The 26084-nt window shown below is 65.5% G+C and carries 24 protein-coding genes; 18 read left to right on the top strand and 6 right to left on the bottom strand.

The genetic code is table 11. The annotated features are described in order from the left end of the window. Window positions 1-119 precede the first annotated feature (119 nt). The 4 genes from EBN1_RS18395 to EBN1_RS18380 all read left to right on the top strand — a co-directional run bounded on the left by EBN1_RS18395 (window position 120) and on the right by EBN1_RS18380 (window position 2564). Window positions 120-488 (top strand): hypothetical protein, encoded by a 369-nt coding sequence (locus EBN1_RS18395; protein ID WP_041646583.1) that lies wholly within the window; start codon window positions 120-122, stop codon window positions 486-488. 113 nt (window positions 489-601) lie between these two features. After that, window positions 602-1294: a tRNA (adenosine(37)-N6)-threonylcarbamoyltransferase complex dimerization subunit type 1 TsaB gene (tsaB, locus tag EBN1_RS18390; RefSeq protein ID WP_011239487.1), complete on the top strand. Its 693-nt coding sequence runs from the start codon at window positions 602-604 to the stop codon at window positions 1292-1294. Then, window positions 1291-1746, top strand: coding sequence for a ribosomal protein S18-alanine N-acetyltransferase (gene rimI, locus EBN1_RS18385; protein WP_011239486.1), 456 nt, complete (start codon window positions 1291-1293; stop codon window positions 1744-1746). Before tsaB ends, rimI begins: the two co-directional genes overlap by 4 nt. Then, complete coding sequence (locus EBN1_RS18380) at window positions 1743-2564, top strand: uracil-DNA glycosylase (RefSeq protein WP_011239485.1); 822 nt, start codon at window positions 1743-1745, stop codon at window positions 2562-2564. Before rimI ends, EBN1_RS18380 begins: the two co-directional genes overlap by 4 nt. Before the next feature lie 25 nt (window positions 2565-2589). Here EBN1_RS18380 and lplT read toward each other — a convergent pair whose 3' ends face one another. Continuing rightward, on the bottom strand, window positions 2590-3840 hold the full coding sequence (lplT, locus tag EBN1_RS18375) for a lysophospholipid transporter LplT (RefSeq protein ID WP_011239484.1): 1251 nt from the start codon (window positions 3838-3840) through the stop codon (window positions 2590-2592). A gap of 177 nt (window positions 3841-4017) precedes the next feature. On the opposite strand from lplT, the gene EBN1_RS18370 reads away from it, so the two are divergent. The 5 genes from EBN1_RS18370 to EBN1_RS18350 all read left to right on the top strand — a co-directional run bounded on the left by EBN1_RS18370 (window position 4018) and on the right by EBN1_RS18350 (window position 11734). Further along, entirely contained in the window at window positions 4018-4938 is a 921-nt protein-coding gene (locus EBN1_RS18370) for a LysR family transcriptional regulator (protein ID WP_011239483.1), read from the top strand. Then, window positions 4938-6305, top strand: a complete 1368-nt coding sequence (gene radA / locus EBN1_RS18365) for a DNA repair protein RadA (protein ID WP_011239482.1) — start codon at window positions 4938-4940, stop codon at window positions 6303-6305. Before EBN1_RS18370 ends, radA begins: the two co-directional genes overlap by 1 nt. 160 nt (window positions 6306-6465) lie before the next feature. Then, window positions 6466-7941, top strand: coding sequence for a PAS domain-containing sensor histidine kinase (locus EBN1_RS18360; protein WP_011239481.1), 1476 nt, complete (start codon window positions 6466-6468; stop codon window positions 7939-7941). A gap of 2 nt (window positions 7942-7943) precedes the next feature. Continuing rightward, window positions 7944-8339 (top strand): response regulator, encoded by a 396-nt coding sequence (locus EBN1_RS18355; RefSeq protein WP_011239480.1) that lies wholly within the window; start codon window positions 7944-7946, stop codon window positions 8337-8339. After that, on the top strand, window positions 8336-11734 hold the full coding sequence (locus EBN1_RS18350) for an EAL domain-containing protein (RefSeq protein WP_241762766.1): 3399 nt from the start codon (window positions 8336-8338) through the stop codon (window positions 11732-11734). Before EBN1_RS18355 ends, EBN1_RS18350 begins: the two co-directional genes overlap by 4 nt. Before the next feature lie 147 nt (window positions 11735-11881). On the opposite strand, the gene EBN1_RS18345 is transcribed toward EBN1_RS18350, so the two are convergent. Continuing rightward, complete coding sequence (locus EBN1_RS18345; RefSeq protein ID WP_241762765.1) at window positions 11882-12217, bottom strand: hypothetical protein; 336 nt, start codon at window positions 12215-12217, stop codon at window positions 11882-11884. Between the two features lie 26 nt (window positions 12218-12243). Between EBN1_RS18345 and EBN1_RS18340 the strand changes: the two genes are divergently transcribed. From EBN1_RS18340 to EBN1_RS18325, 4 genes are all read left to right on the top strand, one after another. Then, entirely contained in the window at window positions 12244-12576 is a 333-nt protein-coding gene (locus tag EBN1_RS18340; RefSeq protein ID WP_041646581.1) for a helix-turn-helix transcriptional regulator, read from the top strand. Window positions 12577-12669: 93 nt separating this feature from the next. Next, window positions 12670-13182: a peroxiredoxin gene (locus EBN1_RS18335; protein WP_011239477.1), complete on the top strand. Its 513-nt coding sequence runs from the start codon at window positions 12670-12672 to the stop codon at window positions 13180-13182. Continuing rightward, on the top strand, window positions 13142-13636 hold the full coding sequence (locus EBN1_RS18330; RefSeq protein ID WP_083782995.1) for an FKBP-type peptidyl-prolyl cis-trans isomerase: 495 nt from the start codon (window positions 13142-13144) through the stop codon (window positions 13634-13636). Before EBN1_RS18335 ends, EBN1_RS18330 begins: the two co-directional genes overlap by 41 nt. Window positions 13637-13708: 72 nt before the next feature. Beyond that, window positions 13709-15766, top strand: a complete 2058-nt coding sequence (locus EBN1_RS18325) for an ABC transporter ATP-binding protein (protein ID WP_041647640.1) — start codon at window positions 13709-13711, stop codon at window positions 15764-15766. Between the two features lie 107 nt (window positions 15767-15873). Here the strand turns inward: EBN1_RS18325 and EBN1_RS18320 are convergent, their stop codons facing one another. After that, window positions 15874-17358 (bottom strand): transglycosylase SLT domain-containing protein, encoded by a 1485-nt coding sequence (locus EBN1_RS18320; protein ID WP_011239474.1) that lies wholly within the window; start codon window positions 17356-17358, stop codon window positions 15874-15876. A 181-nt stretch (window positions 17359-17539) separates the two neighbouring features. Next, window positions 17540-18331 (bottom strand): hydroxyacylglutathione hydrolase, encoded by a 792-nt coding sequence (gene gloB, locus EBN1_RS18315; protein WP_011239473.1) that lies wholly within the window; start codon window positions 18329-18331, stop codon window positions 17540-17542. Here gloB and EBN1_RS18310 point away from each other — a divergent pair. From EBN1_RS18310 to dnaQ, 3 genes are read left to right on the top strand one after another with little or no spacing between them, the layout of a single operon-like run. Beyond that, window positions 18330-19070: a class I SAM-dependent methyltransferase gene (locus EBN1_RS18310; RefSeq protein WP_011239472.1), complete on the top strand. Its 741-nt coding sequence runs from the start codon at window positions 18330-18332 to the stop codon at window positions 19068-19070. The two genes, gloB and EBN1_RS18310, sit on opposite strands and share 2 nt — an antisense overlap. Beyond that, on the top strand, window positions 19067-19528 hold the full coding sequence (gene rnhA / locus EBN1_RS18305) for a ribonuclease HI (RefSeq protein ID WP_011239471.1): 462 nt from the start codon (window positions 19067-19069) through the stop codon (window positions 19526-19528). Before EBN1_RS18310 ends, rnhA begins: the two co-directional genes overlap by 4 nt. A gap of 36 nt (window positions 19529-19564) precedes the next feature. After that, complete coding sequence (gene dnaQ, locus EBN1_RS18300) at window positions 19565-20284, top strand: DNA polymerase III subunit epsilon (RefSeq protein WP_011239470.1); 720 nt, start codon at window positions 19565-19567, stop codon at window positions 20282-20284. Window positions 20285-20319: 35 nt separating this feature from the next. On the opposite strand, the gene EBN1_RS18295 is transcribed toward dnaQ, so the two are convergent. Beyond that, window positions 20320-21075, bottom strand: coding sequence for a fused MFS/spermidine synthase (locus EBN1_RS18295; RefSeq protein WP_011239469.1), 756 nt, complete (start codon window positions 21073-21075; stop codon window positions 20320-20322). Continuing rightward, window positions 21072-23711 (bottom strand): DNA mismatch repair protein MutS, encoded by a 2640-nt coding sequence (gene mutS, locus EBN1_RS18290; RefSeq protein WP_011239468.1) that lies wholly within the window; start codon window positions 23709-23711, stop codon window positions 21072-21074. Before mutS ends, EBN1_RS18295 begins: the two co-directional genes overlap by 4 nt. Window positions 23712-24188: 477 nt before the next feature. Here mutS and EBN1_RS18285 point away from each other — a divergent pair, with 477 nt between their 5' ends. Both EBN1_RS18285 and EBN1_RS18280 read left to right on the top strand, forming a co-directional pair. Continuing rightward, complete coding sequence (locus EBN1_RS18285) at window positions 24189-25529, top strand: erythromycin esterase family protein (RefSeq protein ID WP_041646580.1); 1341 nt, start codon at window positions 24189-24191, stop codon at window positions 25527-25529. Between the two features lie 342 nt (window positions 25530-25871). Next, window positions 25872-26036, top strand: a complete 165-nt coding sequence (locus EBN1_RS18280) for a carboxymuconolactone decarboxylase family protein (RefSeq protein ID WP_197531829.1) — start codon at window positions 25872-25874, stop codon at window positions 26034-26036. Window positions 26037-26084 lie beyond the last annotated feature (48 nt).

Here is a 26084-nt window from a genome sequence, read left to right as displayed (position 1 = left end):
GCAACACCCCGTTACAGCATGGTCCGAAACGCGCACGGACATCTCCCACGGCACGGGTAATTCCTAGTATTTTTCGGGTATGCAAAAGTCGCCCCGTGAAGAGGCTGGAGATCATCATCATGACACATCCGAGGTTGGCATCAGATCCCGCGACGTCGGGCGGCGAAGCGGGTGCTTCGGTCCGGATGCAAACGGGGCGTGGACAGGCACTGTCGATCCTCGCCATGGCCATGACATTCGGAGTGGGGGAGCCGGTGTTCGCGCAAACGGTGCCGGGAGTACTCGCGCAGCAGCCGCTGGCGACTCTGCAAAGCCCGGAGGACCTGCGCCACGCCGAACTCAGGCGCGCACTGATCAGCGGCGCAGACCTTCCCGTCACCGAGCACAAGCGGCCACGCATGTCCCAGGATGAACGCGAGGCGTTGAACCGGGAGTTGCGCGAGGCGATGCGTGGCGTCTATGAGAGCCGAAGAGCCGCTGCCCGCTAGACACTTCCCGGCGCTGTTTTTCCGCGGGTGCGCGGCGCCGGCTGATCGAAGCACCGTTTCCGTTCCACGCGCATTTCACTTGTCGGGCGCTGCTGCCGGTAAAATGCCGGCCTATGAAAATCCTCGCCATCGAGACCTCGTGTGAACGCGCGAGCGTCGCCCTGCTGGTCGACGACGACATCGTCGAACATCGCCTCGAAGGGCATGCCAATCATTCAGAGTATCTGCTGCCGACGCTTCGGGCGCTGCTCGGGAACGCCGGATTACCGATCGCCACGCTCGATGCGATCGCATTCGGCGCGGGACCCGGTGCCTTCACCGGGCTGAGGCTGGCGTGTGGGGTTGCGCAGGGTCTCGGGATGGGAGCCGGGATCGGGGTGGTGCCGATATGCAGCCTCGCGGCGCTGGCGTTGCAGGGCGAAGGGAGCACGGTTTTCGTCGCGACCGATGCCCGCATGGGGGAAGTGTATTCGGCGGCATACCGCGTGGACGGGGAACAGGCAATCGAGGTGCAGGTTCCCGCCTGCTCGCCGCCGCAACATCTGGCTTTGCCTGCCGGCGAACGGTGGTTTGGTGTCGGCTCGGCGTTCCGCGTTCATGAAGCCGGCATCCCGGCGTCTGTCACTGCCCGCTTGTCGGGCCGCAATCCGACGGCCGTTCCCCGCGCTGCGGATATTGCCCGGCTGGCGGCTGGCGAGGTCCGCGAAGGGCGGCTGCTGGCGCCCGAATACGCCGTCCCCCTGTATGTGCGCGACAAGGTAGCGCTGACGACGGCGGAACGTCTCGCACGGGGAGGGCGCGCTTGAACGCCGCAGTATCCGATTTCTCCCCGATGACCGATCGCGACCTCGACTGGGTCGTCGACCACGAAGCCGCACTGCATGCTTTCCCGTGGTCCCGGGGAAACTTCGCAGATTCGCTGGCGGCCGGCCACGGCGCATGGGTGATGCGCGTCGGCGGATCTCCGGTTGCGTATGCTGTCATGTTGGTGGTGCTGGACGAAGCGCATCTGCTCAACATCAGCGTGGCGCGCGAATTCCAGGGCGCGAGGCTCGGCACAGCGCTCCTGCGACATCTTTTTGCCGAAGCGCGGCGATGTGGTGCGTCGCAGTTCTTTCTCGAAGTGCGTCCCTCGAATTCCGCGGCGCTCGCGCTGTATCGATCGCACGGCTTTCAGCCGATCGGACGGCGCAAGGGCTACTACGCGCTGCGCGAGGGCGGTCGCGAGGACGCGATCGTGATGCGGCTCGAACTATGAACCAGCGTCGGGATGCGGTACTGCGCGAAATGGGCCTTGCACCGCTGTGGCGGTTGCGCGGAAGGTCGCAGGCGCTGCAGGCGGACGAGCCGGAGGCAGTGGCGGAAGAACCGGCTGCCGCGGGCCCGCCCGCGAGGGAATCCGGCGTCGTCTTCTCCGCACGAGAACCGCAGGCTTCGCATCGACCGCACCCGGACCCCGTTGCGGCCGCCCCTGCGGTTGACTCGCCGGACGAGCGCGCCCGGCGGATCGAAACCTTGGACTGGGAAGCGCTCGACGCCGACATCCGGGCGTGCACGGCCTGCCGCCTGTGCGAGCGGCGTCGCCAGGCAGTGCCGGGGGTCGGCGATCGCCAGGCCTCGTGGATGTTCGTCGGCGAGGGGCCCGGGGCGGAAGAAGACCAGCGCGGCGAACCGTTCGTCGGCGCTGCCGGCAAGCTCCTCGACGCGATGCTGGCGGCGATCGGGCTGAAACGGGGCGAAGGGGTATATATCGCGAATGCAGTCAAGTGCCGGCCGCCGCACAACCGCACACCGGGAAATGACGAGATCGAGGCCTGCGCACCCTATCTCGCCCGGCAGATCGCACTGCTGCAGCCGCGTCTGCTGGTTGCGCTGGGCCGTCCGGCAGCGCGCGCGCTGCTCGGGGTCGACGTGGCGATCGGGGCCGCGCGCGGACAGGTTTTCAGGTGCCGCGGGATGCCGGTGGTCGTGACCTACCACCCGGCCTACCTGCTGCGCAATCAGCGGGACAAGGCGAAAGTCTGGGAAGACCTGTGCTTTGCCCGGGAACTGATGGAAAGAGCGACGCCGGCGTGACGAAAGCCGGGCGCGACAGCCTTGCTCAGTGCTTGTGTTCGTCGAGCAGCGCGACCGAATCGAATTCGCGCTGGTTCCGTTCGTGGTGCCACTTGACCATCAGCATCATTCCCGCGACGAACAGCCCGAACATCACGATGACGATGTGGATCGACAGGCCCGACATGATCAGCAGCGCGTAAAGGCCGGTCATCACCAGGATCGACAGGTTCTCGTTGAAGTTCTGCACCGCGATCGAATGCCCGGCGCCCATCAGGATATGGCCGCGGTGCTGCAGCAGCGCATTCATCGGCACGACGAAAAATCCGGCGAGGGCGCCGACAAGCACCATCAGCAGCATCGCGAGCGTCGCGTGAGTGACACCGACCATCACCATCACCACGAGTCCCATCGCGATTCCCAACGGAATCACGTGGACGGAACGACGCAGGCTGATCATCTTCGCCGCCATCACCGCCCCCAGCGCCACACCGATCGCGACCACGCCCTGCAGCATCGAGGCCTGCGAGAGATTGAATCCCAGGTTGTGTTCGGCCCACTTGATGACGATGAACTGGAGCGTCGCCCCGGCGCCCCAGAACAGCGTCGTGACCGCGAGCGAGATCTGGCCGAGCTTGTCGCGCCACAGGAGCTTCAGGCAATGGTTGAAATCGTGGATCAGGTAGATCGGGTTGTTTTTGAGCGGCTTGTGGTCGACGCCGGTATCGGGAATGTAGAAATTGAAGATTCCGCCTGCCACGTAGAACAGGCTGATCACGGCGATCGTGCCGCCGATCGTGCCGTCGACCAGCGGCAGATCCAGGCTCGCGAGCCACACTGATGTATCGGGGCGAATGAGGAGGCCGCCGAGCACGGTACCGAGGATGATCGCGCCGACAGTCAGGCCTTCGATCCAGCCGTTGGCCACGACCAGCAGCCGGTGCGGGAGATATTCGGTGAGGATGCCGTACTTTGCCGGTGAGTAGGCCGCCGCGCCGAGACCGATCACCGCGTACGCGAGCAGCGGATGCGCACCCAGGAACAGCATCAGGCAGCCGCCGATCTTGATCGTGTTGCTGATCAGCATCACGCGCCACTTCGGCATCGAGTCCGCGAAGGCGCCGACGAACGCGGCGAGGGCGACATAGGAAACCGTGAAGAACAGTTTCAGCAGCGGCTCGAATTGTTCCGGGGCTGCCATTTCACGGAGAAGCGCGATTGCAACGATCAGCAAGGCATTGTCGGCCAGCGCGGAAAAAAACTGCGCTGCCATGATGATGTAGAAGCCGAGCGGCATCGGAGGGAGGCGCCGTCACGTGAGTAAAGGGCGGTTTATATCACGACAGGGCTGAATTGTTTTGATTCGAAACAAGGCTTGCCCCGGTCGGAGATCGGCCCAGACCGGGCAGTAGCCACCGTAGCCACGGCATATGGTTTAATACAGCATATAAACATGATTTATGGAGAGGCGGGGATGGCAGATCGCAGGCTGCAGGTATTCAGCGCGGTGGCCAAGCACGGTTCCTTTACCCGCGCAGCCGAACATCTTTTCATGACCCAGCCGGCGGTCACGTTCCAGATCAAGCAACTCGAGGAACACTTCAACACCCGATTGCTGGAGCGCGGGCACGGCAAGGTCTCCCTTACGCCGGCCGGCGAAGTCGTGCTCGCCTATGCCGACCGGATCCTCGACCTGTCGGAGGAGCTGGAATCGCGTGTGTCGGAGCTGACTGACGAACTGGGCGGAACGCTGAGCATCGGCACCAGCACGACGATCGCCGCCTACTGGCTGCCGAAGCTGCTCGAGCGCTTCAAGCATAAATATCCGCGCGTGATCCCACGGGTCGTGGTGGGCAATTCGCAGCTCACCGAGGACCGGGTCGCGGCGCGGGAGCTCGATCTCGGGTTGATCGAGATCGTGTCGGAACAGCCGGCGATCGAACGTTTTACCGCCGCGCGCGACGAATTGCTCGTCATCTGCCGCCCGGGACATCCGCTCGCGTCGAAGTCGCGGCTCACCGCGCACGATCTGCTCGACCATGCTTTCATCACGCGCGATCCGGGCAACGCGATCCGCGAACTGGCCGAGCAGTTCTTCGCCGCGGCCGGAATCGGCATCGACGAAGTCAATGTCTGTGCCGAGCTCGGCAGCCTTGCGACCGTCAAATATCTGGTTGGCGAAGGCATCGGCTTTGCGATCGCGTCGTTCGCCGCGATTCAGCGCGACATCCGGGAAGAGCGGCTGGTTTCCGTGCCGCTCGAACCGAAGCAGTACACCCCGCTCGAAGTGATCATCCCGAAGGACAAGTTCCGCTCGAGCCTCATCACGACGTTTGCGGAACACGCCGTCGCGGAGCTCTCCGTGATGGCCGCAGCCTTGCCGGAACGCGAGTGATGGCGAAAGCGAAGACGGTTTTCAGCTGCACCGAATGCGGCGCGCAGGCGCCGCGCTGGCAGGGGCAATGCCCGCAGTGCAAGGCGTGGAACACGCTCGTCGAAGCGGTGGCCGAAGCCGGTGGTGGTAGCCGGTTCGCGGCGCTGGCGGGCAGCACTGCCCAGCTGCAGACGCTGGCCGAACTCGAGCCGCGCGAAGAGCCCCGCACCCCCACCGGGATCGACGAGTTCGACCGGGTGCTGGGTGGCGGGCTGGTCGCGGGCGGCGTCGTGCTGATCGGCGGCGACCCGGGCATCGGCAAATCGACGCTGCTGCTGCAGGCACTGTCGGTGCTGGCCGGCCGGCACAAGGCGATCTACGTGAGCGGCGAGGAGTCGGGCGAACAGGTGGCGCTGCGGGCGCAGCGCCTGCAGCTCGATCCCGCCGGGCTGCAGCTGCTCGCGGAGATCAACCTGGAACGGATCCTGGCGATGCTCCGCGACGAACGCCCGCGCATCGTGGTGATCGACTCGATCCAGACAGTGTATTCCGAAGTGCTCCAGTCGGCGCCCGGCTCGGTCGCGCAGGTGCGCGAATGTGCCGCGCAGCTGACCCGCTACGCGAAGCAGAGCGGTACCTGCATGATCATGGTCGGCCATGTGACGAAGGACGGCACGCTGGCCGGTCCGCGCGTGCTCGAGCACATGGTGGACACCGTGCTGTACTTCGAAGGCGACACCCATTCGAGCTTCCGGCTGGTGCGCGCGTTCAAGAACCGCTTCGGCGCGGTCAATGAACTCGGCGTGTTCGCGATGACCGAGCGCGGGTTGCGCGGCGTCAGCAATCCGTCGGCGCTTTTCCTGTCGCAGCACAGCCAGCAGGTGTCGGGCAGCTGCGTGCTGGTCACGCAGGAAGGCACGCGTCCGCTGCTCGTCGAGATCCAGGCGCTCGTCGATGGGACGCACAGCCCGAATCCGCGACGGCTGTCGGTCGGACTCGAACAGAACCGGCTGGCTATGCTCCTGGCCGTGCTGCACCGGCACGCCGCGGTCGTGTGCTTCGATCAGGACGTGTTCGTCAATGCCGTCGGGGGGGTGAAAATCGCCGAGCCTGCCGCGGATCTCGCAGTGCTGCTGGCGATCGTGTCGTCGCTGCGCAACCGCCCGCTGCCACGCGAGCTGGTGGTGTTCGGCGAAGTCGGGCTGGCGGGCGAAATCCGCCCGGCGCCGCGCGGCCAGGAGCGGCTCCGGGAAGCGGCGAAGCTCGGCTTCACCACCGCGATCATCCCCAAGGCCAACGCTCCGCGCCAGGCGCTCGGCGACATGCAGGTGATAGCGGTCGATCGCATCGAGGAGGCGATCGACCGCGCTCGCGAGCTCGAAGGCTGACACGATCCTTCGCGCGTCGTCTCGGTCGGCGGGAAGGCGATTTGTTACGGTCCGACATCCCGTTTCTACTGGTTATTGAATAAGCTGTGCACCGCGGCCGTGGTTCGCTTTCCAGAGGGAGGTTCCCCCGCGGCCGGCGTGCCACCTTCCGGAGGGAGCAATGCCCGACCAGGTCGATTACAGATGGATCGCGGATGACCCCGATGCGCTGATGATGCTCGATCACGCCGGCAAGGTGCTGGAGTGGAACGACGGGGCCGAGCGGATGTTCGGTTACTCGCGCTCCGAGGCCGTGGGCGCGAGGATCCACGAGCTCGTGACAGTGCCGGGCAGCGAAGCGGAGCAGGACCATTTCATCGCCGAAACGACTGAATGCGGACGCGGCACGTTCGAGGCCTTGCGCCGGCGCAACGACGGCACGCTGATTTACGTCGTCATTTCAGGCAAGGTCGGGCAGGGGGCGGGGGAACTGTACCTGCTGTTTTCGGAAAAGGACGTCACGCAGCTGAAAGTGCAGCGCGACAGCAAGTCGCTCGAATCGAAGTTCCGGGAACTGCTCGACTCGATGCCCGACGGCATCGTCATCGTCAATCCCACCGGTCACATCCTGATCGCGAACAGGCAGGCCGAGTGGCTGTTCGGCTACGATCGCGACGAACTGCGTGCGCGCCCGATCGAGGACCTGCTGCCGCAGCGTTTCCGCAGCGCGCACAAAGGTCACCGTTCGCATTATTTCTCGACTCCCCGTACGCGGGCGATGGGTGCCGGGCTGGAGCTGTACGGCTTGCGCAAGGACGGAACGGAGTTTCCCGTCGAGATCAGCCTGAGTCCGCTGAAGACCGAGGAAACGCCGGTCGTCATGAGCGCGATCCGGGACGTCAGCGAGCGCCGGGGTTTCGAGCAGGCGCTGCAGGAAAAGAATCTCGAACTGCTCGCCGCCAACCGCGCAAAAGATCACTTCCTTGCGAGCATGAGCCATGAGCTGCGCACGCCGCTCAATGCAGTCATCGGCTTCACCGGCACGCTGCTGATGAAGCTGCCGGGCGAGCTCAATCCCGAACAGACACGCCAGCTGGAGATCGTCCGCAACAACGCCCGTCACCTGCTCGCCCTGATCAACGACCTGTTGAATCTCGCGAAGATCGAGGCCGGCAAGATCGAACTCAATTTCGAGCCGATCGACTGCGGCGCATTGGTCGGCGAAATCGCTGCCTCGTTGCGTCCGCAGGCGCTGTCGAAGGGGCTCGAACTGATCCTCGCGACGCAGTCGGACCCGATCGTTTTCGAAACCGATCGACGCGCCCTGAGTCAGATCATCATCAACCTCGTCGGCAATGCCATAAAGTTCACCCTGCATGGCAGCGTCCGGATCGACCTGGTGCTCGAAGAAGCGGGCAAAAAACGCAGGCTCGCGCTGTCGGTCAGCGACACCGGACCGGGAATCGGAGAGGAGGAGCTTTCCTCGTTGTTCGAAGCCTTCGTCCAGGGACATGCGTCGCGGATGAAGGGAGTGGAAGGCACCGGTCTCGGGCTGCATCTGAGTCGCAAGCTCGCTGTGTTGCTAGGGGGCGAGCTGAGCTGTACGAGCACGCTGGGTACAGGCAGCGTCTTCACTCTGATTTTGCCGGAGCCCTGAAAGTGGCCGCACGAATACTGATCGCGGAAGATCATCCTGCCAGCCTGGAACTGCTGCGCTACCTTCTCTCGGCAAACGGCTACGACATCCTTTCCGCCGAGGACGGGGAGGCAGCGCTCGAGCTGGCGCGCCGCCACCCGCCGGATCTGATCATCTGCGATCTCCAGATGCCGAAGAAGAACGGCTATGAAGTGGTGCGGGAGCTCAAGCGCGAGCCCGCGCTGGCGGCGATCCCGGTCGTCGCAGTCACCGCATTTTCGATGATCGGAGACCGCGAGCAGGTGCTTGCCGCGGGGTTCGACGGTTATCTGTCGAAACCGATCGAACCGGAAGAGTTCGTCGCATTGATCGAACAATATCTGCCGCCGTCGCTGCGCCAGCAGCACGGCGGCCGGTGATTGGCGGACGGTACCTGAACATGGCTACTATCGCCGTCGTCGATGACATGCCTGACAACCGGGAGCTGCTGGCGACGATTCTCAAGGCCCTGAATCATCATGTCATCGAGGCAGCGGACGGTGAGGAGGCGCTTCGGCTGGTGCGCAAGGAAAAGCCGGCGCTGGTGATTTGCGACATTCTGATGCCGCAGGTCGATGGCTACGAATTCGTGCGGCAACTGCGCGCCGATGCGGCGATCAGCGCGACGCCGGTGATCTTCTACACCGCCTACTATCTCGAGGATGACGCGCAACGGCTCGCCAACGCGTGCGGCGTCGTTGATATCCTGATCAAGCCGTCCGATCCCGAAGAGATCATCCGGGTCGTGACGAAGGCGCTCGAGCAATCGGCGAGTGCGCCGGTCGCGACCCTCCCGGAGCCCGAGTTCGACCGTCAGCACCTGCAGCTGATGACCGGCAAGCTCGCCGAGAAAGTCGCGGAGCTGCAGACGGCCAGCGCCAAGCTCGAAGCGCTTATCGAGCTCAATCTGCAACTCGCGTCGCAGCGCGACCTGGCCCAGTTGCTCGATCACGTCTGCAGGCGGGCCCGTCAGCTCATCGGCGCAGACTACGGCAGCCTCGTTGCACGCTGTACGGACAGCGAAGAGGTGGCGTACACCGTTCATTGCGGCCTTGCGCCGGAAGTCGTCGCGACGATGGGAGCGGTGCAACTCGAGGAGGGCCTGCTCGGCAGGGTCTATCGCGAGCAACAGGCCGAGCGCTGCGAATTTCCCGTCGAGCGGGGTGTCGAAACCGGCCTGCCCCCAGGGTATCCGCTCCTGCGTTCCGTCCTCGCCGCACCGCTCACGTCGCTGACCAAGGTTTACGGCTGGCTATGCCTCGGCAACAAACAGGGGGAGGGCGGTTTCACCGCGGACGACGAGAAATTGCTGCGCATCCTCGCGGCGCAGGTCGGGCGCATCTATGAAAACGGCAGCCTGTACCGGCAGGTAAGCGGGCACGCCCTGGAACTCGAAGTGGAGATCGTCGCCCGCGAACGGGCACAGCGGCATTTGAGCACGCAATACGAGGTGGCCCGCATCCTCGGGGAAGCGGTGAGCTTTGACGAAGTCGCGCTGAAGGTATTGCAGGCAATCTGCGCAAAGCTGGATTTCGCATCGGGTGCGTTGTGGCAGGTGGATGAGCCCGGAGGGGTGCTGCGCTGCCTCGGAGCGTGGTGCCAGCCGACGGAACTGTGCGGCGAATGGGTGGCGAAGACATGCCGGATGGTGCTCGAACCGGACCGGGGGGCTCCCGGCAACGTCTGGTCGTCGCGCCAGCCACTGTGGCGTTCGCGAATCGAACCGAATCCCGGTTGCTCCTGGACCCTCGAGGCACTCGACGCAGGGCTGCACTCTGGAGGCGCGTTTCCAATCGTCGTGCGCGGGGAGGTCGCGGGCGTGCTCGAGGTCTTCAGTCGCGAATATCAGGATGAAGATTCGCGGCTGACCGATACGCTGGCTTCGCTGGGCGGCCAGATCGGGCAGTTTCTCGAACGCAGCGAGCAGCAACAGCGCATTCGCCGCCTCACGCGCGTGTATGCCGTCCTGAGCGGCATCAACTCCGTGATCGTGCGCATACACAGTCGCGATGCGCTGTTCGACGAGGCTTGCCGCATCGCCGTTGACGCGGGGGAGTTCGGCATCGCGTGGATCGGCGAACTCGACCCGGCGACGATGCAGGTCACTCTCGTGGCGTGGGCCGGAGGTGACGACGCGGTGGCGGCCCGGGAACTCGCCGCCTCCACTGCGGGAGAAATCCGCGATCCGGTCGGAGAGGCGGTGCGCAGCGGGGTTCCGGTGTTCATCAACGACATACCGGCATCAGGTGCGAGCATGACAGGATTGTCCGAAGCGCAGCGCTACGGATACCACTCGAAAATCGCGCTGCCGCTTTTTTCCGAAGGGAAGGTCGCGGCGGTGCTGGTGCTTTATGCCCCGGAGCCCGGCTTTTTCGCCGGCGACGAACTGCAGCTCCTCGGTGAGCTTGCCGGCGACGTGTCGTTCGCGCTCGAATTCATCGCGAAGAAGGATCGTCTCGCGTTCGTCGCGTACCACGATCTCCTCACCGGCATGCCGAATCGCGCCCATCTGCTCGAACACCTGGCCCAGGCGCTGCAAAGCGTTCGGCAGCACCCGGGCGAGCGCGTCGCCGTCGTGGTATGGAACATTCATCGCTTCCGCAACATCAATGAAACCTTTGGCCGACAGGTTGGCGACGGGGTGTTGCGCGAGGTCGGGCAGCGGCTGAGCGCAGCCTGGTCCAATCCAATGGACGTCGCCCGCATCGCTGTCGACCACTTCGCCGGCATCCTCAGCGACAACCGGCAGGTCACCGAAATCGCGCACCTGATCGAAGAGCTCGCCGCCGATGTGTTCAACAGATCGATCGTCGTCGGCGAGAACGAATTGCGCGTGGCGGCCTCGGCTGGGATCGCGGTCTCGACCGGCGAAGACCAGGATGCCGATACCGTGCTCAGGAATGCCGAGGCGGCGTTGCGCAAGGCCAAGGGCTCGGGGATGAATTACCTGTTCTACGGGCCGGAAATGAACGCCCGCGTGGCCGAATCGCTGATGCTCGAAAACCGCCTGCGCCAGGCCCTGGAGCGCGACGAATTCGTGCTCTATTACCAGCCGAAAGTGTCCGGGGCAACCGGCCTCGTCACCGGACTCGAAGCCCTGATGCGGTGGAACGACCCGACGGTCGGCCTGGTGCAGCCGGACAAGTTCATTCCGATCCTCGAAGAGACCGGGATGATCCTGCAGGTGGGGCTATGGGCGATCCGACGGGCGCTCGCCGACGCGCATGATTGGCGGGCAACGGGGATCGATCCGCCCCGCATTGCCGTCAACGTGTCCGCGATCCAGTTGCAGCAGAAGAACTTCGTCGAATCCGTGCGCTGCGCGATCGAGGAAGCCAATGGCGACGCGCGGCATGTCGATCTCGAGATCACCGAGAGCATGGTGATGACGGAGATGCAGGAAAATATCGCCAAGCTGAGCGAGATCCGGCTCATGGGCGGAGACATCGCGATCGACGATTTCGGCACCGGGTACTCGTCGCTGGGCTACCTGGCGAAGCTGCCGGTCGGCGCCCTGAAGATCGACAAGTCGTTCATCGAGACGATGGCGACGACGCCCGAGAGCATGACGATCGTGGCAACGATCATCTCGCTCGCCCATTCGCTGGATCTCAAGGTGATCGCCGAAGGTGTCGAGGAGGAGGAGCAGGCGAAGTTCCTGCGCCTGTTCAAGTGCAACGAGCTGCAGGGCTACCTGATCAGCCGCCCGCTGCCCCCCGAGCAGGTTGTGGACTTCCTGCGCAGCCGGGAAAGGATCGATCACAAGAGCCATTGAATCCGTTCCGTTTCGTTTTCCGCTTGTTGCCGTCTCGCTGCTTCGGCCCGGTCCTCGGCCCGTCACTTGTCATGGCTCGGAGGGCCGGCGCGTGTCGCGCCGGGCACCGGGAAAAAACACGGGACGGGTGTGTTTTACGCCGCTGCGCTACTGCCGCGTGACCACCACTTCGAGGTATTCACCGGGAATCACCAGCGAATCCGGCCCCGCCGTATTGCGGGATTCGAGCAGTTGCAACAGGTCGGCGTGAAGCTGCGCCTGCCCGTCGCCGTCCAGCGCCGCGAAGGCCTTGTGCGTCGGTCCGTAGTAGGTGCGGAAGACCTCGATCCAGTGGGCCGCGGAGCGGAAGCGGAAGTTGAACGACCGGCGCGCGCAGCGGATGTCGGCGGCGTGGGGGCCGAACAACTCGACGAGATACGGTTCATCGCCCCACCGCAACGGCGAGCGCAGGCCGGCCGGGGGCGGTACGTGGGCGCCGATCACGCGGAACAGTTCGCCGATCCGGCTGGTTGGCGGGCCTGCGCGACCGCTATGTCGGCCGCGCGCTTGCTCTCCTGCATGAATACCCCGAGCGCCCGTGGACGATCGAGGAACTCGGCCAGCAAGTCGGGCTGTCCCGCTCGGCGCTGCACGAGCGGTTCGTGCAGTTCCTCGGCGAACCGCCGATGCACTACCTCGCGAACTGGCGCATCCAGGTGGGTTCGCGCCTGTTGCGCGAGACCAGCCGAACCGTTGCCTCGATCGCGCTCGATGTCGGCTACGAATCGGAAGCCGCGTTTTCGCGTGCCTTCAAGCGCCTGGTCGGACTGCCGCCCGCGACCTGGCGTCGCAGCGCCCGGTGAAAAGGCTTTCTCGTGACGCTGCGATCTGCCCCGGTTACCGGTAGAGTTCGCTTCGGCTCTCCGTTAGAATCTTTCGCACGTCAGGGGGATCACATGCTGCAGATCGGTGAGATGGCGCCAGCGTTTTCATTGCCGGATGCGGAGATGGAGGTTTTCGATCTCGCCGCGGAACGCGGCAGACATCATGTGGTCCTCTATTTTTATCCGCGCGACAACACTCCGGGATGCACGCGCCAGGCGGCTGACTTCAGCGATCACGAAGAAGATTTCGCCCGTCACGACTGCATCGTGGTCGGTGTGAGTCCCGACGATTGCCTGACCCACGCCGAGTTTCGCGACCAGCACGGGTTGTCGGTACGCCTGCTTTCGGACGTCGAGAGGGAGGTCTGCCGGCTCTACCACGTGTGGCAGCCGAGGGAAGTCGACGGTGTGAAGAAGATGGGGGTGGTGCGGACGACTTTCGTCATCGACAAGGAAGGCGTCATTCGCCACATGCTCCACGACGTTTCACCCCGCGGCCACGTGGCGGGGGTTTTCGAACTGGTCAGGAAACTGCAAACAGAGAATGCACATGGAAATCGTCAAGAACAGCGTGGTAACGCTTAACTACACCGTCGTCGATCCCGACGGCAACATGATCGACGACGGTCAGCAACCGCTGGTCTACCTCCACGGCGGCTACGACGGCATCTTCCCGGCGCTGGAAGAAGCGCTGCACGGCAAGAAGGTCGGCGACCAGCTCAAGATCAAGCTGCAGCCCGAAGACGCTTTTGGCGACTACGACGAAGAACTGGTGCTGGTCGAGGAAGTGGGCCAGTTCCCCGACAACATCGAGGTCGGGATGTCGTTCGAACGCGTCAGCGACGACGGCGAAGAGGAGATGATCTACCGCATCACCGACATCACCGACATCGCCGAAGGCAAGGTCGTCGTCGACGGCAATCACCCGCTCGCCGGCACGGCTCTCGTGTTCGATGTCACCGTCGCGGGAGTGCGCCCGGCAACCGCCGAAGAACTCTCTCACGGTCACGTTCACGGGGCCGGCGGGCACCACCACTGAGGATCGGCCGATCCTGCACGAAGGGGGCCGCGCAAGCGGCCCTTTTCCTGTCTGCTCCGTTATCCTGTGACGATGACCGAAACGATCGAGAAAACCGGCTGCCCTGCTGGCGAACCCCCGTGCGAGCTGCAGGGCCCGCTGCTGGAGGTGAGCGGGCTGCGCGTGCTGATCGGGCCGGACGAAAATCCGGTACGGCCGGTCGACGGCGTGGGGTTCTCGATCACGGGCGGCGAGACCTTCGCGCTGCTGGGTGAATCGGGCTGCGGCAAGTCGATGACGGCGCTGGCGCTGCTGCGCCTGCTACCCGACGGCGGGCGCATCGCGAGCGGCGAGGTACGCTTTGCCGGGCGCGACCTGCTGCGCCTGACCGAGGCGCGCATGCGCGAAGTGCGCGGCGGGCAGATCGCAATGATCTTCCAGGAGCCTTCGACGAGCCTCAACCCCGTGATGACGGTCATGAGCCAGATCGGTGAGGTGCTCGCGCACCATCGCGGCCTCGATGGTGCATCCGCGCGCGCCGAAGCGCGCCGGCTGCTTGAATCAGTCGGGATCCCGGACGCGGGACGGCGCCTCGACGACTATCCTTTCCAGTTCTCGGGCGGTATGAAGCAGCGGGTCATGATCGCGATCGCGCTCGCCGGCGAGCCGGAGCTCCTCGTCGCCGACGAGCCGACCACGGCGCTCGACGTCACGATCCAGGCGCAGGTGCTCGATCTCCTCGCCCGCCTGCAGGCCGAGCGCGGCATGGGAATGCTGTTGATCACGCATGACCTGGGCGTGGTGGCGCGGATGGCGCAGCGAATCGGCGTGATGTATGCAGGCGAACTGGTCGAAACGGGAAATCGCAGCGATTTTTTCCGCCGCCCGTTGCACCCGTATTCGCGCAAGCTGTTCGCGGCGCTGCCGACCGACGCGCAGCGTCAGCGTCCGCTCGCGGCGCTCGGCGGCAACGTCCCGACGCTCGACCGCGACTTCGTCGGCTGCCGTTTTGCCGACCGCTGTCCCGAGGCTTTCGACGTGTGCCGCCGCGAAGCGCCGGTCTGGGAGAGGCGGGACGGGCAGGCGGTGCGCTGTCATCTTTATTCGGCTGGCCGGTTTGCGGCAGACGCAGCGATGCCGGCAGCCGAGGCGTTCTCCGACACCGCGCGGCGCACCGCGCAGGCGCCGCTGCTCGACGTGCGCGATCTGAAAGTGCATTTTCCGGTGCGAAAAGGCCTTTTGCGACGCCAAGTGGGAAGCATCAAGGCGGTCGACGGGGTCAGCCTGACGCTGGCCGCGGGCCGAACGCTGGCGCTGGTCGGCGAGTCCGGCTGCGGCAAGACGACGGCCGGCAAGGCGATCCTGCAGCTCGTCGCGCCGAGCGCCGGCGAGGTTTTTCTCGACGGCTCGCCGATCACCGGGCTGTCGCGCACGGCACTGCGACCATTGCGCCGTTCGTTCCAGATGGTATTCCAGGATCCATTCGCGTCGCTGAACCCGCGCATGCGTGTCGGCCAGATCATAGAAGAAGGCATGCTCGCGCTCGGCGTCGAGCCTGACCGACAGGTGCGGGCGCAGCGCATCGACGACCTGCTGCAGCGGGTCGGACTCACGCCAGCGATGAAGCTGCGCTATCCGCACGAGTTTTCCGGCGGCCAGCGCCAGCGCATCGCGATTGCCCGTGCGCTCGCGGTGTCACCGCGGCTGCTCGTCTGCGACGAGCCGACGAGCGCGCTGGATGTGTCGGTGCAGGCCCAGATCCTCAACCTGATGCGCGAGCTGCAGGGCGAGTTCGGTCTCGCGTATCTTTTCATCACTCATAACCTGGGAGTCGTGAGCTGGCTCGCGCACGACGTGGCGGTGATGTACCTCGGCCGAATCGTCGAGCGTGGCCCGGTCGAACGCGTGCTCGCCGCGCCTGCACATCCGTATACCCGGGCCTTGCTCGCGGCGGTACTGCGCGTCGATGACGAAGTGCCTGGCGTCCGGTCGGCCCCGCCGGGCGACGACCTGCCGTCGCCGCTCGATCCGCCCGCCGGCTGTCATTTCCATCCGCGCTGCCCTCATGCGACGGACATCTGCCGGAGACAGTATCCGGGTGAGACCGCCCGCGGCGGGGGCCAGATCGTCCGCTGCCACTGGCCGCGCTGAATGCGACCGCAGCAGAGGGTTTCGGGCTTCCAAGGCCCCGGCATTTGCCTTTTCCGCCCGGGATGCCCTGTTGTGGGCGAACGATTTATCCGCTCTGCGCTCTCTTCTCAGCGCTGGTTTTTTTGCGGCTGCTTCTTGCCCGAAGTCGGTTTCGCAGCTCCGCCGCTCATCTTTTTCGCCGCCGGCACGCTTGGAGTTTTCTTCGCAGAAGTTCCAGCGCCTTTGTCGGCTCGGCGCTTGACTCCCTTCTTTGCCGCGGGTTTCGTGCCTTTCGTCGCGGTCGACTTGTCCGTGCCCTTCGCATCCATCCTGACGGTCTTGCCGCCAGTCAGCCGCGGGACGATCGAGTGCGCCGGGGAGCCGGCCTCTTCGAGCACATCGCCGGACGGATGGCCCGGCTCGACGCCGTCGGGGACGAGTAGCGAGTAGCCGGCGCTGACACGGCTGCGCGCGTCGAGCCGGTTGATCTGGTAGAGCTGGTTCAGCGACAGGCCGAAAGCCTGCGCCACGGAGGCGAGCGTCTCGCCCCGCTGCAATTCATACGTGCGCCACTGCGTCCCGTTGCGCTGATGTTCGGCGAGCCGCAGCTGGAACTGTTCGGCGCGATCGACGGGCACGACAAGCGCACTGCCTTCGGTCACTGCCGGACGGTTGTGGCTGGGGTTCAGGGCGAGGAACTCGTCGAGCGGCATTCCGGCAAGGCGGGCCGCGGTCGCAAGTTCGATCGTCGTGGGAGTGTCGATAGTGACGAAGTGGGGGCTGTTCGGCACGTAGGGAAGTTCGAAGCGGTACAACTCGGGCTGGGCGACGATGTTCTTCAGCGCCTGCAGCTTGGGGACATAGTTACGCGTTTCCCCAGGCATGCGCAGATGGCTGTATTCGGCTGGAAGCCCGTCATCCAGGTTACGCTGGATCGCGCGGCCGACCGCACCTTCGCCCCAGTTGTATGAGGCGAGCGCGAGATGCCAGTCGCCATGCATGTCATAGATCGTTTGCAGGTAGTCGAGCGCCGCGGCGGTGGAAGCGATCACGTCGCGCCGCTCGTCGACCCACGCGTCCTGCGTGAGGTTGTAGTTCCGCCCCGTCGAGGGGATGAACTGCCACAGCCCCGCCGCGTGCGAGGGCGAATAAGCCATCGGGTTGTAACTGCTTTCGACCATCGGCAGCAGCGCGAGCTCGGTCGGCATGCCGCGGCGTTCGAGTTCGTCGACGATGTGGTAGAGATAGCGCCCGCCGCGCTCGAAAACCTTTTTCAGGAAACCCGGACGGTTGATGTAAAAAAGCTGCTGTTCGGCGACCAGCTCGCTGTCGAGGTCCGGCATGCCGAAACCGCGGCGAATGCGGTCCCATATGTCGTTGGCGTCACGGGTGAGGTCGAGCGTGAGCACGCGCTGCGGAGGGTCCGTCAGTTCGAGGACTGGTCCGCGAGGCATCTTCAGACCGTCCGGAGCGGTGTCATCGCCGACCATAAGGGTAGTTGTGCCCGGCTCCGGCGAGAGAGTCGGCGTCGCCGAATCCGTGGATGCCACGACAGACCCCGAAGCGATGCCCAGGAACACGAGAAACAGGAGGCTTGCGAAACGAATCGCCATCGAGCCGGCGCCCCGGGAGAGGAAAAAGAGGGTGGACTCTAGGGCAGGGGCGAGGGGGCGTCAAACCGGTGTCGATGACGGGGCGCGGACAGCGGTTTTTCGCCTCAGAAAACGCCGGGCCGCCCCAAGTTTTCTTGTCCCCCTCGGGGGGCGGAAACGGCAAAGCCGTTTCCTGGGGCCCTCAGAAAACGTCCTTCCAGGCCCTCAGGGCCGCGAAGCATTCGAGCGAATCGCGTGGACGCACGCCGGTGCGATCGGCGATCACGCCCATCACTGCCGGTTCACCCGTGCGCAGGAAGGGGTTCACGCGCCGCTCGCGTGCAATCGTGGTCGGCAGGGTCGGGCGCCCCGCATCGCGCCGCGCCTCGCATTCGACGAGCCACTCGTCCCGCTCGGGATTCCCGGGGTCGGCGACACGCGCAAACGCGAGGTTGGCGAGCGTATACTCATGGGTGCAATACACGGCGGTGTCGCCGGGCAGATCTGCGAGGCGGCGCAGCGAAGCGTGAAGTTGGGCGGCAGTCCCGCCGAGCAGCCGCCCGCAGCCGGCGCTGAAGAGGGTGTCGCCGGGAAACAGGAGGCCCGGCGCGAGATAGGCGATGTGGCTTGCGGTATGGCCGGGCACTTCGAGCACGCGAAAGCGGATGCCGAGTCGGTCGAGACTGACTTCGTCGCCTTCGGCAACCGGATTGTTCACGCCTTGGATGTCGGCCGCAGCCGGGCCGAACACCGGGATGTCGCGGCTTGCGATCAGTTCGGTGACGCCCCCGACGTGATCCGCGTGGTGATGGGTCAGCAGGATCGCGCAAAGGTCGAGTCCCTGCGCCGCGAGACCGTCTTCGACGACTGCCGCGTCACCGGGGTCGACGACCGCTGCAAGCTGGCCGCAACGCAGCAGCCACAGGTAGTTATCCCGGAACGCCGGGAGAGGGATAATTTCGATGCTGCCGATTTTTGAGTGCTGATCGTTCATGTCCATCCTCAGTCTGTCGGACTGGCTTGAAACCCCGCAGGGACAATACCTGCTGCAGTGGGAATCGGCCAGGTTCGACGTCCTGGTGGCCGATATTTTCGGCTACAACGCAGTTCAGATCGGGCTCCCCGAGCACGAGTTCCTGCGCGGCAACCGCATGCCGTTTCGCTTCCGTTGCGCGCGGCTGGGCGAGGCCGAAGTGATGTCCAACGCGGAAGCGCTGCCGTTCGCCACCGCCACGCTCGATCTGGTGCTGCTGCCGCACGTGCTCGAGTTTTCGCCGAACCCTCATCAGGTGCTGCGCGAGGTCGAACGCGTGCTGGTGCCCGAGGGCCACGCCATCATCAGCGGCTTCAACCCGCTCAGCCTGTGGGGCGTGCGCCGCCTGCTGGCACGCGACGACGGCGCATTCCCGTGGCGTGGACAGTACCTGTCCGTGCGCCGGACGAAGGATTGGCTCGCGCTGCTCGGATTCGAAACCCAGTCCGGCAGTTTCGGCTGCTACGCGCCCGCGGTCACGAGCGGGAAATGGCTCGAACGCTGGCGATTCATCGACAAGGCGGGGGACCGCTGGTGGCCGATATTCGGGGGCACCTACATCATTCAGGGAATCAAGCGAGTGCAGGGGATGCGCCTGATCACCCCCAACTGGCGCGATCGTCGCGCCGCAGCGAAACGGCTCTCGCCGGTGGCCCAGCGCGGGCGCCAGGTGACGGGCGGAGTACAGAAGACTAAATGACCGATCAAATCGAAATATTCACCGACGGCGCCTGCAGCGGCAATCCGGGGCCCGGCGGCTGGGGCGCGATCCTGCGCTCGGGGGCTCACGAGAAGGAAATCTGGGGTGGCGAACCGCACACGACGAACAACCGCATGGAGCTGCTTGCGGTGATCCGGGCACTCGAACTGCTCAAGCGCCCGGTCGTCGCGCGCGTGCATACCGACAGCCAGTACGTGCAGAAAGGCATCTCCGAGTGGATCCACGGCTGGAAGGCGCGTGGCTGGAAGACCGCGGCAAAGGCGCCGGTGAAAAACGAGGATCTGTGGCGCGCGCTCGACGAAGCCGCGAGCCGTCATCAGGTGCAGTGGGTGTGGGTCCGGGGGCATGCCGGCCATGTCGAGAACGAGCGCGCGGACGAACTCGCGCGCCGCGGCGTCGACGCGGTGCGCCGGCAGGGCGCGGCTGTCGCAGGGTGAAGCCAGGGCGCCTGGAACAATATTGGGGAAAAACGCATGAGACAGATCGTCCTCGACACGGAAACCACCGGACTCGACTGGCGCAACGGCGACCGCGTCATCGAAATCGGCTGCGTCGAGTTGCTGAACCGCAACCTGACCGGGCGGCATTACCACGTCTATATCAACCCGGAGCGCGGCATCGATGCCGAGGCGATCGCGGTGCACGGCATTACCGAGGATTTCCTTGCCGACAAGCCGACGTTCAGCGCCATCGCGGCCGAGTTCGAGGATTTCATCCGCGACGCCGAACTGATCATCCATAACGCGAGCTTCGACGTCGGCTTCCTGAACCACGAGCTGTCGCGGCTCGGGCGCGGAAAGCTCGACAGCCTTTGCGCGGGTGTCATCGATACGCTGAAGATGGCGAAGGAGCAGAACCCGGGCAAGAAGGCGTCGCTCGACGCGCTGTGCGACCGGCACCAGATCGACAACGCGTCCCGGACGCTGCACGGCGCACTGCTCGACGCGGAGCTGCTCGCCGAAGTCTACCTGGCGATGACGCGCGGCCAGGAGAGCCTGATCATGGTGCTCGAAGAGCCTGTGCCGGGCAGCGCCGAAGCTGGAGGCGTGCTCGTCGATCGGCCTCCGCTGAAAGTGCTCCGCGCGAGCGGCGAGGAGCTGGCCGAACATGAGCGGGTGCTGCAGGACATCGCGAAAGGGACGAAAGGCACCTGCCTGTGGATCGCGCCCGAACCTGAAGCGGCCGCGGCCTGACAGGACGAGGGCCTCTGAAGCGACCGCAGGCGCGGCTACAGGATCAGCCGGCCACCCGGCAGACTGCCCGCCTGTTCGAGCCGGGCGACGGTCGGGCCGAGGTCGAGGCCGGCGCGGTCTTTCAATGCCCGGGCGCGTTCGCGCAACTCCGTTACCGGCACGGCGATCTCTTCGCCTTGCGCGCCGAATGCGACGACGTTGCCGCTGTCGCACGAAGGAAACGCGATCGCGCGATTCTCGAATGCGTCGATGATCCGCTCGACACTGGCGCGAAACCCGCGCGAGCGGCCGAAGAGGTTCGTCGACATCAGTCCCGCGTCCGACAGGCACACGCGCGCCGCGGCGTAGAACGGCGCAGTGTCGAGTACGCCGGCCCGCGCGTGGCGGTCGAAGCCATCGACGAGGATCAGGTCGAAGCGGTTGTCGGTTTCCGTCACGTAGCGGGCGCCGTCGCCGACGTGGATCGAAAAACGTGCGTCCTCGGGCGGCAAGCGGAAGAACTGGCGGGCAGCCGCGACGACCTGAGGTTCGATCTCGACGACCTGGATGCGCGTTTGCGGACAGTGGCGATGCAGGAAACGCACCAGTGAGGCGGCACCCAGGCCGATCACGAGTGCGTTGCGCGGCCATTCGAAGGCGTCGCGCAGCAGCAGGCCGGCCATCATCTCGCGCGTGTAGGCGAGTTCGAGCGCATGCGGCCGGCGGATGCGCATCGCGCCCTGGATCCATTCAGAGCCGAAATGAAGATAGCGGACGCCGCGATCTTCGCTGATGTCGATCGGGGTGCTCATGCGGTCATCCGTTTCAGCGCATACAGGCGTTCGAGCGCCTCGCGCGGGCTCAGTGTGTCGGGGTCAAGTTCGGCCAGCGCGGTGAGCGCCGGGTGCGACGGCGTCGCGGGTTCACGATCCGGCAGCGCGGCAAAGAGGTCCGCCTGCGGCCCATTGCCGACTTCGCGGTTCTCGAGTGCGCGCAGGCGCCGTTTCGCCTCGCGCACAACCGAGCCCGGAATGCCGGCGAGCGCCGCGACTTCAATGCCGTAGCTCTGGCTTGCGGGCCCGTCCTCGACCGCGTGCAGGAACACGATGCGGTGCGCGTGTTCGACGGCGTCGAGGTGCACGTTCGCGCATTCCGGGTAGTCGCCGTTGAGGCGGGTGAGCTCGAAGTAATGCGTCGCGAACAGCGTCAGGCAGCGGTTTTTCTCGAGCAGGTGACGGGCGATTGCGAATGCCAGCGCGAGCCCGTCGAAAGTCGAAGTGCCGCGGCCGATCTCGTCCATCAGCACGAGGCTCTGTTCGGTCGCGCCGTGCAGGATCGCCGACGCCTCAGTCATCTCGACCATGAACGTGGAGCGGCCTGAGGCGAGATCGTCGGATGCGCCGATGCGGGTGAAGATCGCGTCGAGCGGGCCGAGGCGGGCGCTTCGCGCCGGCACGAACGCGCCGACGTGAGCGAGCAGGGCGATCAGCGCGACCTGGCGCATGAACGTCGATTTGCCGCCCATGTTCGGTCCGGTGATCAGCAGCATGCGGCGCGTCGGTGCGAGGCGGCAATTGTTGGAAATGAAGTCTTCGACCTGTCGCTCGACGACCGGATGGCGGCCGCCGATGATGTCGACGCCCGGCTGCGCGGAAAACTGCGGGCAGACGTAGCTGTGGCGCACGGCAGCTTCGGCGAACGCGCCCAGACCGTCGAGGCACGCGAGCGCGCGGGCGATGCGCTGCAACGCCGGGATATGCGCGGCGAGCGCTTCGAGCAGCGCTTCATAGAGTAGCTTCTCACGGGCAAGCGCGCGCTCCTGGGCCGACAGCGCCTTGTCCTCGAACGCCTTCAGTTCCGGCGTGATGTAGCGCTCGGCGTTCTTCAGCGTCTGGCGGCGGCGGTAGTCGTCGGGCACTTTGCCAGTGTTCGCGTGGCTCACCTCGATGTAGAAACCATGCACCTTGTTGAATTCGACCTTGAGGGTCGCGATGCCGCTGCGTTCGCGTTCGCGCACTTCGAGGGCCAGCAGGAATTCGCCGCAGTTCGACTGGATGCCGCGCAGCTCGTCGAGCTCCGCGTCGAACCCGGGAGCGATCACGCCGCCGTCGCGCACTGCGGCGGCCGGCTCGGCGGCGACGGCGCGCACGAGGAGATCGAGCGCATTGTCCGGCACCGCGATCGCGGCGAGCAGGTCGCAAAGCAGCGGAGCCTGCGGGGTGCCCAACGCGGCATGCAGTTGCGGCAGTCGCGCGAGACTGTCGCTCAGCGCCGCCAGATCGCGCGGCCTCGCACTGCGCAGCGCAATCCGCGCAGTGATGCGATCGACGTCGGCGACTCCGCGCAGCGCAGCGCGGACGGCGCCGAGCATTCGCGCGTCCCCGATATCCGCGGGGGCGCCGGCGTCCGATCCGGCGAGTTCCCCGACCGCCCCGTGGCGTTGCGCGGCGACTCCGCGGTCGCGCAGCGGGTGATGCAGCGCATGCCGCAGCCAGCGCGAGCCCATGCTGGTGATGCATGAATCGAGCAGCGAAAACAGCGTCGGCGACGCTTCTCCGCGCAGAGTCTCGGTCAGTTCCAGGTTGCGCCGTGTCGCCGCATCGAGGCGCAGGTATTCGGCTTCGCGCTCGACGCGCAGTCCGGTGACGTGCTCGAGGCTCTGGCGCTGCGTGCTGCGCGCGTACTCGAACAGCGCGGCTGCGGCGGCGAGTGCAACCGGCAGGCCTTCGGCGTCGAAGCCGGCCAGGTCACGAGTGCCGAAATGAGCGGTCAGCAGGCGTTCACCGTTGCCCGCGTCGAACTGCCAGTCGGCAAGCCGGCGCAGCACCGGCGACAGCGATTCGACCAGCGGCAGCGCCAGCCCGTCCGGCACCAGCACTTCGGCGGGGCGCAGCCGTTCGAACTGCGCCTGCAACTGCTCGGCCGGGCATTCCATCACCCGCAGGTCGCCATTGGCGAGATTGAGCCACGCGAGCCCGAGCACGCCGCGGTGCAGGGTGGCCGCGAGCAGCAGCGAGTCGATGCGATCGTCCAGCAGCGCCGCGTCGGTCAAAGTGCCCGGCGTCACGATGCGGCTCACCGCGCGCTCCATCGGCCCCTTGGTCGCTCCCGGCTCGCCGACCTGCTCGGCGATCACGACCGATTCGCCGAGCTTGACGAGCCGCGCCAAGTATTGTTCGACCGCGTGGAAAGGCACTCCGGCCATGCGGATCGGCGTGCCGGCCGACTGCCCGCGTGTCGTCAGCGTGATGTCGAGCAGCCGCGCGGCTTTCTCCGCGTCATCGAAGAACAGCTCGTAGAAGTCCCCCATGCGGTAGAACAGCAATGTGTCAGGATGCTGCGCCTTGATGCGGAGATACTGCTGCATCATGGGAGTGTGACTGTCCCTATCGGCTCCGCCGATTGCTTTATCTTTCTGTGCTGCTTTCGCTATTTCACTCATTCCCATAGAACTCTGCCGCCCTCGGTGCCTTCTCCGTTCTGTATCTACACTCGATGAACTCGCCCTGGACTCGCTGGCTTGACGTAACTTTTCCGCTGGGTGGGAGGGAAGCTACGCCGTCCTCACGCGAATGGTTGACGCTCAGTTCGGACTTGCCTGGAAAGTTACGCCCCTACGCCATGGTATTCGATGCGCGCGCGGTCAAATTGCTAGCCGCGGGGCAGCATCTTACCAGTCCGGAATTCCCCGGCCTGCGGGTGGACACCACCGCCCGGCGAAGGACCTGGCTCTATCGCTACAAAAGTCCCGTCGATGCGCGGATGCGGCAGATAGCTGGTGACGGAGCAGCTACCTTTCCACGTCCGGGTTGGCGCCGGCGCCCGAGTGGCTGCGGACCGACTGGGTACTTGCGCAATTCCCGGCCGCAGAACTCCCCGTCGTTCGTCCTGCCGAAGTCCTATCGGTTGGAAGGAGGAAAAAACCATGGGGGAACGTGACATCACCAGGGCGGTCGCGAGCGCGATCGAGCCGTTGAAGGACGGCACCGGTCGCTGGGACCGACTGCTCGCGCTGATCGGCGATGCACGGCTCGTGCTGCTCGGCGAGGCCAGTCACGGCACGCACGAGTTCTACGCTGCGCGTGCCGGAATCACCCAACGGCTGATTACCGAAAAGGGCTTCGACGCCGTCGCAGTCGAGGCGGACTGGCCGGATTCGCTGCGCGCGAGCCGGTATGCGCAGGGCGGTAGCGACGACGCCGACGCGAACGCAGCGCTCGGCGGATTCCAACGGTTTCCGCGCTGGATGTGGCGCAATACCGAGGTGGCGGCATTCATCGAATGGCTGCGGCAGGTGAATAGCAGCCGCGGCGCGGACGAGCGTGTCGGCTTCTTCGGCCTCGACCTTTACAGCCTGCGTGCGTCGATGGACGCGGTCGTGCGCTACCTCGAAACCGTCGACCCGGAGGCCGCGAAGCGTGCCCGCGCGCGCTATGCGTGCTTCGACCACATCGCCGAGGACCCGCAGCGCTACGGCTACGCGACGACGTTTGGCCTGGTCGAGCACTGCGAGCGCGAGGTACTGCGCCAGCTCGCGGAGCTGACCGGCGACCCCGAGCGCTACCTGCATCACGACGGCATCGCGGCCGCCGACGAGCTTTTCTACGCGCAGCAGAATGCGCGTGTCGCGGCGAACGCCGAGGCGTATTACCGCAGCATGTTCGCCGGCCGCCACGAATCGTGGAACCGGCGCGATTCGCACATGGCCGAAACGCTCGAGAACCTGCTCGGGCACCTCGACAGCAGCCGCGGCCGGCCGGCGAAAATCGCGGTATGGGCGCACAACTCGCATCTGGGTGATGCGCGGCGCACCGAAATGGGCGAGGCCGGGGAGCACAACCTCGGCCAGCTCGTGCGCCAGCGCTTCGGCGCGGAGCACGCCCGCCTGATCGGCTTCACGACCCACGCCGGAACGGTCACGGCGGCCTCCGACTGGGATTCGCCGGCGGAGCTCAAGCGCGTCCGCGATTCGCACCCGGAGAGCTTCGAGCGCGTTTTCCACGACATCGGGGTCGAGCGTTTCTTGCTCGCCAGCGACCGCGTGCCCGCGCTACGGCGAGAGCGTCGGCTCGAGCGCGCGATCGGCGTCATCTATCTGCCGGGGAGCGAGCGCGTCAGCCACTATTTCTACGCGGACATCGCGAAGCAGTTCGACGCGGTGATCCACTTCGACCGCACGCGCGCGCTGACGCCGCTCGACCCGTCGACGATGTGGAAGCACAGCGAAAGCCCGGAACAGATGGAGACGTATCCGAGTGGAATGTGAGTGCCGGGCGCGGGAGGCCGGATCGCCGGGTCGGGTCGAAGCCGGGAAGGGCGATTGCAGGGGGACGCGCGGAGCGGGACTCTTCCGCACCCTCGTTATCCGGGCCCTGTGGGTCCGTTCGTTGCGGCGCGGGTCGTTCCGCCGCCGCATTCGCTGACAGTTCGTCGGGAGAGAGACATGGCGCGATGTGATGTATGCGGCAATGAATACGACAAGGCGTTTCAGGTCACGATGGAAGGCCAGACCAGGACGTTCTTGCGTGCGCGACGGAGCGCGTGATCGACGCCCGTCTCCCGGTGTTCCGCCCCTGGCGAGGAATTGCACAGCTCGGTCGATGACACCATGATGATCCGCCTGAAGTCGCACTTCAGCGACGACGCGATCATCGAGCTTACCGCGCTGATCGCCTTCCAGAACATGTCGAGCAAGTTCAACGCCGCTCTTGCGGTGGCGCCGCAGAGGTTCTGCCGTCCCCAACGCGGAGGAGAAAGCCGTCCTGTACAATAACGGCATTTGGGAAGCTGTCAGCAGAACGGGCAAGCTCAAGGGACTCCA

It is taken from the genome of Aromatoleum aromaticum EbN1 (assembly GCF_000025965.1).
Classification (GTDB): domain Bacteria; phylum Pseudomonadota; class Gammaproteobacteria; order Burkholderiales; family Rhodocyclaceae; genus Aromatoleum; species Aromatoleum aromaticum.
Note: the sequence above shows the minus strand (reverse complement) of the source record. Positions and strands in the feature narration are given on the sequence as shown.

Excerpts from the sequence above, each read along its gene's own strand:
- EBN1_RS18395 (WP_041646583.1), top strand. The coding sequence starts at position 120 with ATGACACATCCGAGGTTGGCATCAGATCCCGCGACGTCGGGCGGCGAA.
- tsaB (WP_011239487.1), top strand. The coding sequence starts at position 602 with ATGAAAATCCTCGCCATCGAGACCTCGTGTGAACGCGCGAGCGTCGCC.
- EBN1_RS18380 (WP_011239485.1), top strand. The coding sequence starts at position 1,743 with ATGAACCAGCGTCGGGATGCGGTACTGCGCGAAATGGGCCTTGCACCG.
- lplT (WP_011239484.1), bottom strand. The coding sequence starts at position 3,840 with ATGCCGCTCGGCTTCTACATCATCATGGCAGCGCAGTTTTTTTCCGCG.
- EBN1_RS18370 (WP_011239483.1), top strand. The coding sequence starts at position 4,018 with ATGGCAGATCGCAGGCTGCAGGTATTCAGCGCGGTGGCCAAGCACGGT.
- radA (WP_011239482.1), top strand. The coding sequence starts at position 4,938 with ATGGCGAAAGCGAAGACGGTTTTCAGCTGCACCGAATGCGGCGCGCAG.
- EBN1_RS18360 (WP_011239481.1), top strand. The coding sequence starts at position 6,466 with ATGCCCGACCAGGTCGATTACAGATGGATCGCGGATGACCCCGATGCG.
- EBN1_RS18335 (WP_011239477.1), top strand. The coding sequence starts at position 12,670 with ATGCTGCAGATCGGTGAGATGGCGCCAGCGTTTTCATTGCCGGATGCG.
- EBN1_RS18330 (WP_083782995.1), top strand. The coding sequence starts at position 13,142 with ATGCACATGGAAATCGTCAAGAACAGCGTGGTAACGCTTAACTACACC.
- EBN1_RS18325 (WP_041647640.1), top strand. The coding sequence starts at position 13,709 with ATGACCGAAACGATCGAGAAAACCGGCTGCCCTGCTGGCGAACCCCCG.
- EBN1_RS18320 (WP_011239474.1), bottom strand. The coding sequence starts at position 17,358 with ATGGCGATTCGTTTCGCAAGCCTCCTGTTTCTCGTGTTCCTGGGCATC.
- EBN1_RS18310 (WP_011239472.1), top strand. The coding sequence starts at position 18,330 with ATGTCCATCCTCAGTCTGTCGGACTGGCTTGAAACCCCGCAGGGACAA.
- gloB (WP_011239473.1), bottom strand. The coding sequence starts at position 18,331 with ATGAACGATCAGCACTCAAAAATCGGCAGCATCGAAATTATCCCTCTC.
- rnhA (WP_011239471.1), top strand. The coding sequence starts at position 19,067 with ATGACCGATCAAATCGAAATATTCACCGACGGCGCCTGCAGCGGCAAT.
- dnaQ (WP_011239470.1), top strand. The coding sequence starts at position 19,565 with ATGAGACAGATCGTCCTCGACACGGAAACCACCGGACTCGACTGGCGC.
- EBN1_RS18295 (WP_011239469.1), bottom strand. The coding sequence starts at position 21,075 with ATGAGCACCCCGATCGACATCAGCGAAGATCGCGGCGTCCGCTATCTT.
- mutS (WP_011239468.1), bottom strand. The coding sequence starts at position 23,711 with ATGGGAATGAGTGAAATAGCGAAAGCAGCACAGAAAGATAAAGCAATC.
- EBN1_RS18285 (WP_041646580.1), top strand. The coding sequence starts at position 24,189 with ATGGGGGAACGTGACATCACCAGGGCGGTCGCGAGCGCGATCGAGCCG.
- EBN1_RS18280 (WP_197531829.1), top strand. The coding sequence starts at position 25,872 with ATGATGATCCGCCTGAAGTCGCACTTCAGCGACGACGCGATCATCGAG.